10 protein-coding genes and 6 tRNA genes are annotated in these 13262 nt (G+C 37.2%); 4 read left to right on the top strand and 12 right to left on the bottom strand.

Annotated features, from left to right (window positions below; all coding sequences use genetic code 11):
• Positions 1-77 precede the first annotated feature (77 nt).
• Positions 78-863: a YdcF family protein gene (locus tag MSG95_RS12465; protein ID WP_004705787.1), complete on the top strand. Its 786-nt coding sequence runs from the start codon at positions 78-80 to the stop codon at positions 861-863.
• 252 nt (positions 864-1115) lie between these two features.
• Here MSG95_RS12465 and MSG95_RS12460 read toward each other — a convergent pair.
• From MSG95_RS12460 to MSG95_RS12425, 8 genes are all read right to left on the bottom strand, one after another.
• Positions 1116-1191, bottom strand: a tRNA-Val gene (locus MSG95_RS12460).
• Positions 1192-1256: 65 nt separating this feature from the next.
• Positions 1257-1333: transfer RNA gene (locus MSG95_RS12455), tRNA-Asp, on the bottom strand.
• A gap of 41 nt (positions 1334-1374) precedes the next feature.
• Positions 1375-1450: transfer RNA gene (locus tag MSG95_RS12450), tRNA-Val, on the bottom strand.
• A 21-nt stretch (positions 1451-1471) separates the two neighbouring features.
• Positions 1472-1548: transfer RNA gene (locus MSG95_RS12445), tRNA-Asp, on the bottom strand.
• A gap of 47 nt (positions 1549-1595) precedes the next feature.
• Positions 1596-1672, bottom strand: a tRNA-Asp gene (locus tag MSG95_RS12440).
• A gap of 24 nt (positions 1673-1696) precedes the next feature.
• Positions 1697-1772: transfer RNA gene (locus MSG95_RS12435), tRNA-Val, on the bottom strand.
• 206 nt (positions 1773-1978) lie between these two features.
• Positions 1979-2482, bottom strand: coding sequence for a cell wall-recycling L,D-carboxypeptidase ElsL (gene elsL, locus MSG95_RS12430; RefSeq protein ID WP_004705786.1), 504 nt, complete (start codon positions 2480-2482; stop codon positions 1979-1981).
• Positions 2483-2694: 212 nt separating this feature from the next.
• Positions 2695-3063 carry a YbaN family protein gene (locus MSG95_RS12425; RefSeq protein WP_004705785.1) on the bottom strand — a complete coding sequence of 123 codons (369 nt, stop codon included), beginning with the start codon at positions 3061-3063 and terminating at the stop codon, positions 2695-2697.
• Positions 3064-3167: 104 nt separating this feature from the next.
• Here MSG95_RS12425 and MSG95_RS12420 point away from each other — a divergent pair, with 104 nt between their 5' ends.
• The 3 genes from MSG95_RS12420 (at position 3168) to dapE (ending at position 5576) form a co-directional block, all read left to right on the top strand.
• On the top strand, positions 3168-4061 hold the full coding sequence (locus MSG95_RS12420; protein WP_004705783.1) for a DUF1853 family protein: 894 nt from the start codon (positions 3168-3170) through the stop codon (positions 4059-4061).
• 112 nt (positions 4062-4173) lie between these two features.
• Positions 4174-4317, top strand: coding sequence for an entericidin A/B family lipoprotein (locus MSG95_RS12415; RefSeq protein ID WP_002051109.1), 144 nt, complete (start codon positions 4174-4176; stop codon positions 4315-4317).
• A 125-nt stretch (positions 4318-4442) separates the two neighbouring features.
• Positions 4443-5576, top strand: coding sequence for a succinyl-diaminopimelate desuccinylase (dapE, locus tag MSG95_RS12410; RefSeq protein WP_004705781.1), 1134 nt, complete (start codon positions 4443-4445; stop codon positions 5574-5576).
• Between the two features lie 136 nt (positions 5577-5712).
• Here dapE and MSG95_RS12405 read toward each other — a convergent pair whose 3' ends face one another.
• From MSG95_RS12405 to MSG95_RS12390, 4 genes are all read right to left on the bottom strand, one after another.
• Complete coding sequence (locus MSG95_RS12405; RefSeq protein WP_004705780.1) at positions 5713-6594, bottom strand: alpha/beta fold hydrolase; 882 nt, start codon at positions 6592-6594, stop codon at positions 5713-5715.
• An 8-nt stretch (positions 6595-6602) separates the two neighbouring features.
• Positions 6603-7994, bottom strand: a complete 1392-nt coding sequence (locus MSG95_RS12400; protein WP_004705779.1) for a coproporphyrinogen-III oxidase family protein — start codon at positions 7992-7994, stop codon at positions 6603-6605.
• Between the two features lie 202 nt (positions 7995-8196).
• Positions 8197-8664, bottom strand: a complete 468-nt coding sequence (locus tag MSG95_RS12395) for a hypothetical protein (protein ID WP_004705778.1) — start codon at positions 8662-8664, stop codon at positions 8197-8199.
• Positions 8661-13181, bottom strand: coding sequence for an Hpt domain-containing protein (locus MSG95_RS12390; protein WP_324645073.1), 4521 nt, complete (start codon positions 13179-13181; stop codon positions 8661-8663). The genes MSG95_RS12395 and MSG95_RS12390 overlap by 4 nt, the downstream gene beginning before the upstream one ends.
• Positions 13182-13262: the final 81 nt, after the last annotated feature.

Below are 13262 nucleotides of genomic sequence, written 5' to 3'. Positions count from 1 at the left end.
TTTTTATTGCAATCAGCATTGAATTCAGAATGATTTTGCATACACTGTCTGCAATTTAAATTGCAGCTTTAAACACAATGCAAGTCAGTAAGTGGATTCGAATTTTCTTAGCCATCATTGGTTCGATTTTATTTTTAAACGGCTTATTTCTAGCTTTTCTAAATAAAATTCATGTAGGCACCATTGTTCCTTTAGTCTTAGGGGCATTTTTTTGCCTCTATGCATTATTTTATTATCATCTGGAACGTTTTTTCTTTTACCACTATCGCCTGCATTCAGTTTGGCGTTTTGGGTGGTTATGCTTCTGGATCTGGCTCATTGGCTTAGGCTATTTTTTTAATTTTATTAAAAATAATAAAGATACAGGCCAAAACATTCCAGCGGTGAAAGCAATTATTGTTTTAGGAAGTGGTGTCGAAAATGGACAGCCTTCTGCCATACTTGCAAAACGCCTCGATACAGCAGCCCCTGTTGCCCTTTCACAACCTCAAGCAAAAGTTGTTTTAACAGGTGGTTTAGATTTTTCAGAAAAAGAAACCGAAGCATCAGTCATGTCTCGCTACTTGGAACAACGTTTTCATATAACAAAAGAACGAATGATTCTTGAAGACAAAAGTACAAGTACTGAGCTTAACCTTAGAAACAGTAAACCACTACTTGAGCAAGCTCATATTAGTATTGATCAACCAATTGCGATTGTTACAAGTGACTTCCATACCCCACGAGCTGCAGCTATTGCAAAGAAACAAGGCTATACACAGGTTTATACAGTTGCTGCTGAAACGCCTTTGGTCACACGCTATAACGCTTGGCTACGTGAATACTTTGCGTATGCGAGCGGCTGGATTCTAAACGAGTATTAATCTTGATTCAGAAAGCTGCTATTGCTTTACGGCATAGCAGCTTTAGTTAAACCAGATAGTAATCATAATTTAAAGTAATTAAATCTGAACTTAAAAAATTAAGTATAGAAAGGATAGGTTTTGACTAACAATAGAAGAGATAAAATAGATAGATAGATAGATAGATAGATAGATAGATAAGAAATAGGAATAGCAGAAACGCCAAAAAAACTAAATAAATTAGTGCATATTTTTTTAAAACTTAAAAAATTATGGTGGGCGCTGACGGGATCGAACCGCCGACATTCTGCTTGTAAGGCAGACGCTCTACCAACTGAGCTAAGCGCCCTGATTAAAAAGACAACCAATGTAGCCTTTTTAGATTACATCCTCTAGATCAGGTAATCAAGAGAATGGCGCAGCGGACGGGGCTCGAACCCGCGACCCCCGGCGTGACAGGCCGGTATTCTAACCAACTGAACTACCGCTGCACTTGCAATACTTTAAATAAATAAAGTATGGTCACAAATTATGGTGGGCGCTGACGGGATCGAACCGCCGACATTCTGCTTGTAAGGCAGACGCTCTACCAACTGAGCTAAGCGCCCTGCAAAAGCGTTTTATAAAAGTGGCGCAGCGGACGGGGCTCGAACCCGCGACCCCCGGCGTGACAGGCCGGTATTCTAACCAACTGAACTACCGCTGCACTTTCACAATATCGCAATTGTGGGGTAAACGATGTTAAGTCTTAAGTGGCGCAGCGGACGGGGCTCGAACCCGCGACCCCCGGCGTGACAGGCCGGTATTCTAACCAACTGAACTACCGCTGCACTTGAGAGCTTAACGTAAAGGCTTGGTGGGCGCTGACGGGATCGAACCGCCGACATTCTGCTTGTAAGGCAGACGCTCTACCAACTGAGCTAAGCGCCCTTAACGTCTTCATCGTTTGTGAGGTGCATTATAGAGAATCTTTAACAGGTGTCAAACGCTTTTCGACAACTTTTCAAAAAAATGCGAATGAATGATTAAAAATAAGTCATTATTAAGTAAAAAACAATTTTTTGTATTTTATTTAAGCACTTATTTTAATATTTTGATCATTCGACGAATAAAACACGAATATTTAAAATCATAATTTAGGTTAAAGATTGTTCAGACAAATAAACAAGAGCATCTTCAGGGACTAAATCAAACAATTCAATGATTTCTTCATTACGCATTCGAATACATCCATGCGACATTGGAATACCCATTGGTTCTTTATCCGGTGTCCCATGAATATAAATATAACGTTGCATGGTGTCGTGGCCTTCCCCTTTATTAAAGCCGTCTTCTAAACCATCTAACCAAAGAATACGTGACAGTATCCAATCTCGCTCTGGGAATTGTGCGGCAAGTTCACTGCTATAAACTTCACCTGTTGGGTTACGTGCAATAAAAACTGCATTCTTAGGCGCTTGCATACCAATTTTTTTGGCAACCCGATGCCATCCACGTGGAGTTTTCCCAGTATTTTCTTGTTCCCCTATTCCATTCTTACCTGTAGAAACTACATAAAACTTATTATGCTTAGGAAGGTTTAAAGTTTGGTTTGCTAAATCGATAAGAATATCTGCATCTTCAAGTTTAAATTGGGACATGGAATTTCTTCTCTTATGTGAACTCAACTCTATTTTGAGCTTTAATAAAATGAAATGGGAAATTTGTCGGGTGTCATAAATAAAAGATTATCAATCTTCTTTTATCTACGCGCAGTTTCACTGCTTGTCTTGCACCAAAATTAAAAGATTATCAATCTTCTTTTATCTACGTGCAGTTTCACTGCTTGTCTTGCGCCAAAATTAAAAGATTATCAATCTTTTAATTTTGGCTCAGGGCGTAGCCATAACCAAATTGCAACAACGAGCATGGTAGTATCAGTGAAAACTTTCACCCAAAATGGCGCAGTGGTAAACAGCATTAAAATACCGCTTACGGTCATCATAATACTGGCAATCCATTTCGCTTTACGTGGTACTGTGCCATTTGCTCGCCAGTCACGTAGAGTTGGCCCATATTTCGGGTGATTTAACAACCATGCATCCATCTGAGGCCATCCTTTTGAGGCAGCCCAAGCAGCCAGAATAAGAAACACTGTTGTCGGCATGCCCGGTAAAATTGCTCCAATAATACCAAGCGTGATAAAAATCACGACCAGAGTTCGCCAAAACAATGTTCGCATATATAAACCTTAAACTATTGTTGATCGTAGTATAAAGTGTTTTTCTGGTATTGTTTTGTTGATTAACCATGAAATTGGGATGAATTATTTCGAGTACTCAACGTATGAATATTGCCTCAGTTAAAACATCCTATTTTGAACCATGGTTACAGTTTAATCACCCAATGGTAAGACAATTAGCATTTACCATTGCTAGCCCTAATTTACTTTGCCATCTTCCTCAAAGTCTCGCTATTCAGCATAGCTTTCAACTTCATTCTGATCTGACTTGGAGACAGCATTTTCAAAACTATCTACCACGTTTGCAACAACTAGATGAGTCTCCTGAACCTTTACTCCTGTTTATGTCTCGCCTTAAAAGCACGCGTTTAGGTTTACGTTTTGAGAACTTACTTTGGTTTTGGTTACAGGAAGACCAATATCATTCCTATCAATTATTAGGCCATAGTATTCAAAAAATTGAAGGGGCTAAGACGTTAGGTGAACTCGATTTTTTGGTTTTAAATAAAGAAACTCAACAAATTGAGCATTGGGAAGTTGCTCTAAAATATTATTTGGGCGAAGGACAATTAAATTTAGAACAATGGATTGGCCTAAATAGAGAAGATACTTTGAGTACAAAGCTTTATCACTTCACTGATAAGCAATTTCAATTTTCAGAAGCTTTAGATTGTAAAATTCAACAACGTTTTGCTGTTCTTAAAGGTCAGCTTTATCTACCACTCAATTTGGCTCAAGAGCAATCTATTCCTCACTGGATCAATTCAAACCGTCGTCTCGGATATTGGGGCACAAATATTCCTGACTCTAAATTTTATCGTCTAGAAAGGCATGAATGGCTTTGCCCTAATAAACAAGTAAGCTCAAATACGGCTTATTGGTGGACTGATGGCTTATATTGCAAAAATAACGAAGTCACCCAGTTTTATATGTTCAGACATCCTTCACTATTAAGCCTAGGCCATGTTGGCAACGAAAAAATGCAACTTTACAAGTAGGTATAGACTTCTAGAAACAATTTATAACGTTTTTACTATTAAATAGTCATGTTTCTTTTTACGTTTGTTTTTTAATCTAAATTTACTTCATTATTAAATTTAAACGGAGAAAATGATGAAAAAAGTTTTAGTCGCGTCTGTAATGATTGCATTTGTATTAACTGGCTGTAATACGTTCAAGGGTTTTGGTAAAGATGTCTCTAAAGCTGGTGATGCTGTAAGTAATACCGCACAAAAAACTGAGAATAAAATGTAAGTTATGTACAGCTTCGGAAAACCTTATCGCTTCGATAAGGTTTTTTTATTTTTAAATACCCAACCTTCAGAGATTCGCCTATTATATCGGACTATATTTCCCCTACCCAGCATGCAATTTCCGGTATGAACCACTCAGACACTCTCTCGCTTAGCTTAGAACTTTTACAACAGCCTTCTGTTACTCCTATTGACCATACTTGCCAAACCATTATGGCTGATCGCCTAGCGAAAGCTGGCTTTCATATTGAACCAATGCGTTTTGGGGATGTTGATAATTTATGGGCTCGTCGCGGAACTGAAGGCCCTGTATTTTGTTTTGCTGGACATACCGATGTTGTTCCAACAGGTCGTTTAGAAGCATGGAATTCAGACCCATTTGCACCAGAAATTCGTGATGGCAAATTATATGGCCGTGGTTCAGCTGATATGAAAACTGCCTTAGCTGCAATGGTGGTTGCATCTGAGCGTTTTGTAGCAAAGCATCCAGACCATAAAGGTTCAATTGCTTTTTTAATTACTTCAGATGAAGAAGGCCCTGCTGTTAACGGTACAGTTAAAGTTATTGAAACGCTTGAAAAGCGCGATGAAAAAATTACTTGGTGTTTGGTTGGTGAGCCATCAAGTACAAGTAAATTAGGTGATATTGTTAAGAACGGCCGCCGAGGTTCCTTAAATGGCGTATTGCACGTTCACGGTAAACAAGGTCATGTGGCGTATCCTCACCTAGCGCGTAACCCAATTCATGAAGCTTCAGCACCCTTAGCAGAGTTATGCCAAACTGTTTGGGACAATGGAAATGAATACTTTCCTGCAACTTCATTCCAAATTTCAAATATTCACTCAGGCACTGGTGCAACTAACGTTATTCCGGGTACTTTAGAAGTGACTTTCAACTTCCGTTACTCAACAGAAGTTACAGCTGAGCAGCTTAAGCAACGTGTGCATGAAATTTTAGATAAGCATGGTTTGCAATATGAGATTGACTGGAATTTATCTGGCCTGCCATTTTTGACACCAGTAGGTGAATTAGTTAACGCTGCTCAAACTGCTATTTTAAATGTAACTGGTACTGAGACTGAGCTATCTACTAGTGGTGGTACATCTGATGGGCGTTTCATTGCTCCAACAGGCGCACAAGTTTTAGAACTGGGTGTACTTAACGCTACTATTCATCAAATTAATGAACATGTAGATGTACACGATCTTGATCCTTTAACAGATATTTATGAGCAAATTTTAGAAAATTTACTAGCTTAAAATATTAAAAAAGTGATCTATATAAAAAGCACCTATATTAGGGTGCTTTTTATTATTTTCAGTTTTCATTATTCTGCTTTTAAGAACATGAAATAAGATTTTCATTTGTTAAATCAGAGAGATAATTTTAGAATTGTTATAGAACTTCTTTTGAATGCTTATCTATCCACTGCAATATAGTTGGCCAAACCTCTTTAGCCGCATTTTGACTCAGTGCAATTCGACTATGAGAATAATTTTCTAAGTTATTATTAGCATAGCCAAACTCACAGAATACATTGTTTTCATTTTCAAAGGCTTTTAAATATTTATAACAACCTTTAACAGGGGCAATAAATTTATCACCACTCCCAGAGATAGAGTATATTGGAACTCTTATAGAACTCATAAATTCTTTATAATCAATATTTTTAAATTCACTGATAAAATTTTGCTTTAAATTCCAATTAAACCAAGGCCGCATCGTATAATAGGTTTCATTTAAACGACCTAGCTTAAATTTATTAGCAGGAATCTGACCTAGACCTTTAGTTACTAGTTTTGCAGAAAACAACCTAATAAAATCAAATGAGTTATTTATAGCGCCAAATGCTTGGCAAGCAACTAAAGTAATACTTTTAATATTTTTCAAATATTCTGGATAGTTAATCAAGAACATTGTTAAGCATAAACCTCCACCACTATGCGTTACGCAGTGTAAAGAAGTTATATTAAAATGATCATGAATATAGTGAAATGCTGCCTTGTATTCATATAATGCAACGGTTTCAAAATTGAAGGGAATATCTGTTTTGGGACTAGTACCATGCCCCCGCCATTCTAAAATAAAGCAGATATAGCCTTCTCTTGCCAAATAATCCGCAATACCCATACAAACAGTTTTATCTGAAAATGCCCCATGAGATAAAAAAATGGCTTGCTTCTTCACCATACGATTATCTTTTTTATAAATTTCCCATAAGGCAAATTCACAATCATCATCCGTTTTTAAAATATGCAGCTCTTTATGAATTGACATTTATTTTTCTACTGTTGCAATGATTTTATTCTCGGTTGACTTAATAATGACTGAATAAGCGGAGTATAAAACTCTCCCTCATTAATCAGTTTAATACATTCATCACCGTACTCTACCCAGCCTTCTTCAACTAATGCATCCCAAATAAGCTTATAATCAAGTTTAATATCACTGTTAAAAATTTTCTCGTACTTTTTAGTGCTAATTTTCATTTCTTGCAATGCTTGAAATATCCAAATTAACTTTACGTCTTCAGTATCATGAATAAACATGCGTTCAACAGGAAGTTTATTCAATGATATTGCATTATAGTATTCGGTTAGATTTCGATGGTTCATTGCTGAGACAGATTTAATGCTTGATGAGTTTGGTTGCAATCTCATATTAACGGCTGCATAACCTATCCCACTCATTGTGGTCATTTTACTTTGGCCGTTTGCATCTAAACAATCTCTGAGATTATCTTCATATAAATATTTCTCTGAAATTAATAGGTTATTATCTTCTTTTTCCCAATCATATACTGTTTTTTGTTTATAGCCTCTGCTAATTAAAAATTGTTTTGCAATGTTATACATTTCAATTTTCTTCTCAATAGATGGCGTATTTTGCTTTTGTTTTGTCGCAAAGTCAGAACGGCCAGCGATATTAAGCTCATAGTGAGTAATATGCTTTATTCCTGATTGAACAATACTTTCCAAGTCTCCTAACATTGCTTCAACTGTTTGATTTGGCCAACCATAAATCAAATCGACGTTACAAGATAAAGAATATTTATGAAATAGCTCAATTGCATCAAAAACCTGCTTTCTTGTTTGTTTTCGGCCACTTGTAGCAATTAGTTCATCATTAACCTGTTGCACTCCCATACTGACACGATTAAAACCAGCATCCTTAATTGCTCTTATTTTATCTTCATTGAAAAGTTGAGGAATACCTTCTAATGTCATTTCTATAGGGCTAGATATACCAGCATCGGGAAAAAGAGAAGATACAACTTTAGTCAGTTTCATATAATCATTAGGCTGAAGTAAATTAGGTGTACCTCCTCCTACATATAAACTTTCAAGCTTAGCTCCCTGATAAAACTCTTTATATAAATGCGCTTCCTTACTTAAAAAATCCAGATAATAGTCCATCTCCCTCTTACCTTTATAATCTTGTGTAGGGAAAAGACAAAATCCACAATGGGGAGGATCAGTAGGAATACAATATGGAATACCTAAGTATAAGTTTATGGACTTATATTGAGCATCTGTATGCAGTAGTAAGTGATTATTTTCTTCTTCATTTAAATCTGTTTTCCACATTTTAGGTGAAGGATGAGTATGTAGAACCTTATTTGATAGATGTCGTACTTTATTTTTTTGTATGAATTTTTTAATTGCAGCAATATCCATAATCAATATATTTATCATTTTATATTAAAAAATATATTGTATTTAAATATAATATTTCATGCAATTGATTTAGCTTTTTTTTTTACATTCATCACTTATTTTCAAATTTAATTAAAGTTTAAAATCTTTAGCTGTATTTTATGAACTTACAAAATAATTGAGTCATCATAAAAAAAGGAACTCATTTGAGTTCCTTTTTACTTTATAAACCTAAAGTTTTTTCAATATATTCTAGGTTCGGAATATGGTAGCGTCGATCTTGCATTCGTACATATTTAAATACTGTTGGATGCTGTTCAGCTTCTTGGTGTTCATCTATTTCATCGACAATTTCAGAAATACGTAAACGAACAGAAAGCGGCATAGTTTTGCACATTAATGCAAACCGTTGGCTGATATCTTCCCCTTCAATTACCAAGGCTACAGCATATTGATCGGTTGTGTTATGAACTGAGTAGATAGGTAGCTTTACATCATGCCACTCAATATGTTTTACGCCATTTCTTACGTCCATGGCCGATAAGACAATATTTTGTGGCAACAGCATAGGTACCTGATCATTACATTCAATGATATAGGCATCAATAAAACCAGTTGAAACCGTAATAAGATGCTGTAGCTCTTGCTGGTCCATATTACCAATCAGAGATGTATTTACACTACCTTTCATGATTTGACCTCACTTTCAAACGCTACAAGTAAAGCATCGATATTCTCTAGTAATTCTTCCTCTTGGAAAGGTTTACCCATATATTGACTTACGCCTAATGAGAATGCTCGTTCTCGATGTTTTTCACCTGTTCGGGACGTAATCATAATAATTGGCATGTATTGATGCATATCATGATGTCGTACAAGATTCAGTACTTCGAAACCATCCATACGCGGCATTTCAATATCAAGTAGCATTAGATCTGGCTTAATGTTTTCTAGCTGCTCTATGGCATCCACACCATCTTTAGCCGTAACAACATCGTAGCCTTGGCGTTCAAGTAATCGAGACGTTACCTTACGTACAGTTACCGAGTCATCGACAATCATAACGAGACGGCGCTCGTCAGATTCACGTTGTCTATATACTGCTTCACCAAGCTGTTTATGACGCGGAGTAGACTGAATTTGTCGCGCAATATTTTGTCCGTCTAAAATTAAGCAAACTTGTCCATCACCTAAAATAGTCGCACCTGCAATTGCCCCAATGCTAGCGAACTGTTGGCCAATTGGTTTCACTACAATTTGTGCTCGAGAACCAATTAACTGGTCAACAAGTAAAGCTACCGTTTGGCCATTGTTGGCTTTAATCATTAAGACAGGTAATGAATACATCACGCCATTTAGACGCGGCATTGGTTGATTACCCACAAATTCTGAAAGATAACGTAATGGATAACGTTTATTTTCATACTCGAATAGTTCTTTAGGGCTTTCAAAATACTGTTCTAAAGAAGCTGGTGAAACTCGAACAATTCGATCGATTTGAGCAAGTGGAATCGCAAACTGCTGATCTGCCACTTTCACCATTAAGGCATCACTTACAGCTACCGTAGTCGGTACACGAATAGTAAATGTTGTTCCCTTACCATAAACAGAGTCTACGCTAACATGTCCACCTAGAGCCTTAATGTCGCTTTGTACAACATCGAGTCCAACACCACGCCCAGAGATTTGAGTAATCTGATCAGCGGTACTTAAACCTGGATGGAAAATCAGTTGTAAAATATCTTGGTGTTCCAAGTGCTGTTCCGGTTTGATCAGACCCGCAAGCAGTGCTTTTTGACGTACTTTTTCTACATCAATACCTTGTCCATCATCGCTAAAGACAACAACCACATCTGTACCTTGACGTTGAATATTGAGTTCAATACGCCCAGCTTCAGGTTTATTAGCTTGTTGACGTTGTGTTCTGTCTTCTAAGCCATGGTCAATTGTGTTTCTGAGCATATGCTCAAGCGGTGTTACCAAGCGTTCTAAAATATTACGGTCTAGTTCACCTTCAGTATTATTTACAAAAAGCTCAGCAGGTCTGTTCAATGCAGTAGAGGTCTGACGAACAATTCGCTGTAAACGTGGTAGTAACCGTGAAAATGGAACTAATCGTGTTCGCATCAAACCTTCTTGAATTTCTGCCTGAATTCGTGACTGTTGTAAAAGCAGACTTTCTGTATCTCTGATCTTGTGAGACAACGTATTTTTAAAGTCGACTAAGTCCGATGCAGATTCAGCAAGAGATTTCGATAACTGATTTAAAGATGAATATTGGTCCATCTCTAAAGGGTCAAAGTCGGTATAACGAGAATGCTCAATACCATGTTTGGCAATAATTTGTGTTTCTAACTCGCCTTCCATTCGACGTAACTGATCGGCAAGTCGTTGAATAGCCAATTCCATTTCAACCAATGTATGACCAAACTGACTTAGATCCATTTCAATTCGCGAACGGTTAATCGAATTTTCACCAGATAAATCAATCATCTTCTCGATTAAGTCTGCTGAAACTCGGATCATTTCATTATTTTGATCCAGACGTTCTGTTTGCTCCCATACTCCCATCATTGGTGGTGGTTCGGTACCATCACCTTGTATAAAGGTCATCACAGGTTCTGAGCTAAACAAATCAGCTTTCGTTAACTTCGCTGGAATTTGGATATTCGTTTCAAAGAATTGAATATTTTCTAAACTTTGTTGTAGTCCATCGAAATGCTGGTAGTTGTGCTTGAAAATTGCATCTTTTAGCCATGCAATTGCACTTTCGAGCAGATGGTCATAAATATTCGAGTTGAAGTGATGCAGTGCAAACTGTTCAAAAGTATTTTCCAGTTGATAAGCAATTGCATACACGGCCTCTAAACCGACCATGCGTGCACCACCCTTCAAACTGTGCACGGCTCTTTGTAACTGAAGCAAGATACTACGGTTCGTACGCTGATCAAACCATTGTTTCAATAGCACATCAGCCATTTCTAACAATTCAGCAGCTTCTTCGAGGAATGTCTGCTCAACAACGAGGGTAATATCTTCTTCGTCAACTACAGCTTCATTCTCTTGCGAGGATTCAACTGATGTTATTACTTCAACTGGCGTAGCCAATTCAGTAACAACGGTATCCAATACTTGATCGTGATGAGCTTCTAATTCGTCAACAACAACTTCTGTTTCCGCTGGTACCTCATTTATTAATACTTGAGACACCACCTCTTGTTCAGAGAATATCTCACTTTCAGTATCAAATACTTTAACCTCAGGTACAGGTTGGAAGTTAGAGTTTTTACCCGCTTGTTTTAACGCATTAATTGTGTAAGGAGCCGCATAATCTAGCTGTTTTTCACGCATGATTTGTAGACGATCGGCCAAGTCATCTTGAATCAAACGAATAAAATCAATTAGAGGTGAGGTTGCAATTAACTGCTTTTGAATTAAACGCTCATATATGCTTTCTAATTCATGGGTAATCGAACCGATATAAGTCGCCTGAACCATATTTGCTCCCCCTTTCAAGGTATGCAAATAACGCATTAAGTTGTTCAGAGCTGCAAAGTTTTCTTGCTCACCTACCCATATATTGAGATCAGTATCAATCCCCTCAAGTAGCTCATCAGCTTCTTCAAGGAAAATGTCCAAAAGGTCAGGATCAAAGTTTCGATTTACCTGTACAGATGAAATATACTGACGATCTTGCTGTACACTCTGGCTTAATACGGTCCAGTCGGCGGAATCTGATAAATTCTCTACCGTAATAACTTCTGGTTCTAGTTCAGTATTGAATAGTGGCTCATCAAAAGTAAAATTCTGATGAGGTAAATCGTTTTGAATACTCGGCGTATGTAACGTATAAAGTTTTAATTCTTCTAGAATACTTTGATGTTGCTTAACAATACCGACTCGCTGACCAGCAGCTAAAGCATCGAACAATTGAATAAGTTGTTGATGCGCTTTCTGATAAATTTCAAAAATATAGTCTGATTGCAACAAGACAGGTTTATCAAGCAATACATTATAGCTGTCTTTTAATTGGCTCGTATATTCATGCAAACCAAGCATTGCTTGAGAGTGAGTATGCTGTAGCAACAGATCAGCCTGTTCACTTAGACGTTCAAGATAACCAGGAAACTCGTTACGAATTCCTTTCTCAAAATCTAATTCTGCATCTAGTAACTCAGAAACATCTAGCAGCAATAATTGCGACACCAAACCATGTGAAGGCATTAATGGATCAGTTCGATCACCATGTTGCTCCACGTAGGCATCCCATGACTGATTAAACTGCGCCAATCTCGCTTCAAGCTGTTCACTTGAACTATTGCTAGATAGCAGTTCTAAGCTCTCGCCAATAAACTCACGATATTCTTGTAATAATAAAATCTCATCTGAATTAGAAGAAAGCTCCTCTTGCAATAAGATTTTAAATAAGTGCTCAACTTTAGTACTGGCTTCAAAAATTGTTTCGACCTGCGCCATTGCAGAACTGCCACGCAAAGTGTGTAGAGCACGTATTAAAGCATTGTAGCTATCATACTGATGTAGTTCTTGATTTAAGAACTGATTAATTGTCGATAAATGCTCTTCCGCCTCTTCCATAAACAAGGCTAAAGTTTCATTTAGATTTATTTCAATTTCAGTATGTACATCTTCAACAATTGGCTCAGCCAATAAATCTTGCTCAATATAGTCTAGCTCAAGCCCAGTGATTGTTTCGGCAGTAAGCGTATTTGAAAGTTGTAAAAGCTCTTCTAAAGCAGGTTCTAAACTTTGCTGTTGTTGTAGTTGTTGGCCTAATAAAATAAGCGGTCTAAAATCTACTGCATGTGCTCGTTTTTGCTTAAAGTTATCTACTAATTTAAGGAAATAGAACTTAAACACTAACTGAACATAGCCCTGAATAGCTGGAGTCAGCTTAAGGCTTTGATTGATTACTCGATTGAGCGTATCTTCAACTGTCCAAGCAAGCTCAGCTGAAGATTTAGCACCAATCATTCTCCCCGAACCTTTTAAGGTATGAAAATGGCGGCGAATTTCAGTGAGCGTAGCAGTATTTGCAGACTGCATCCATTCATTCAACAATGGCTGCAAATCAACAAAAATTTCATCAATTTCTTCGACAAAAATCTCAAGAAACTCAGCATCTTGTTCAGAATAGCTATCTTCAGGTAGCGTCATTGCTTCAGTTAAAGTTTTTAATATTTCTTTCATAGCAAAGGCTTCTTTTGCTTACCCCCTATGTGGGGAAAACTACAGAGTCAACACCAGAAAAATAGCTATTTCCCCAATATT

It is taken from the genome of Acinetobacter sp. IK23, from assembly GCF_035615275.1.
Classification (GTDB): Bacteria; Pseudomonadota; Gammaproteobacteria; order Pseudomonadales; family Moraxellaceae; genus Acinetobacter; species Acinetobacter seifertii.
The sequence above is the reverse complement of the archived record's forward strand: the minus strand, read 5'-3'. Positions and strand labels throughout refer to the sequence as shown.

What these genes read in the sequence shown, in the direction of transcription:
- MSG95_RS12465 (WP_004705787.1), top strand. Translation starts at nt 78, where the DNA reads ATGCAAGTCAGTAAGTGGATTCGAATTTTCTTAGCCATCATTGGTTCG.
- elsL (WP_004705786.1), bottom strand. Translation starts at nt 2,482, where the DNA reads ATGTCCCAATTTAAACTTGAAGATGCAGATATTCTTATCGATTTAGCA.
- MSG95_RS12425 (WP_004705785.1), bottom strand. Translation starts at nt 3,063, where the DNA reads ATGCGAACATTGTTTTGGCGAACTCTGGTCGTGATTTTTATCACGCTT.
- MSG95_RS12420 (WP_004705783.1), top strand. Translation starts at nt 3,168, where the DNA reads ATGAATATTGCCTCAGTTAAAACATCCTATTTTGAACCATGGTTACAG.
- MSG95_RS12415 (WP_002051109.1), top strand. Translation starts at nt 4,174, where the DNA reads ATGATGAAAAAAGTTTTAGTCGCGTCTGTAATGATTGCATTTGTATTA.
- dapE (WP_004705781.1), top strand. Translation starts at nt 4,443, where the DNA reads ATGAACCACTCAGACACTCTCTCGCTTAGCTTAGAACTTTTACAACAG.
- MSG95_RS12405 (WP_004705780.1), bottom strand. Translation starts at nt 6,594, where the DNA reads ATGTCAATTCATAAAGAGCTGCATATTTTAAAAACGGATGATGATTGT.
- MSG95_RS12400 (WP_004705779.1), bottom strand. Translation starts at nt 7,994, where the DNA reads ATGGATATTGCTGCAATTAAAAAATTCATACAAAAAAATAAAGTACGA.
- MSG95_RS12395 (WP_004705778.1), bottom strand. Translation starts at nt 8,664, where the DNA reads ATGAAAGGTAGTGTAAATACATCTCTGATTGGTAATATGGACCAGCAA.
- MSG95_RS12390 (WP_324645073.1), bottom strand. Translation starts at nt 13,181, where the DNA reads ATGAAAGAAATATTAAAAACTTTAACTGAAGCAATGACGCTACCTGAA.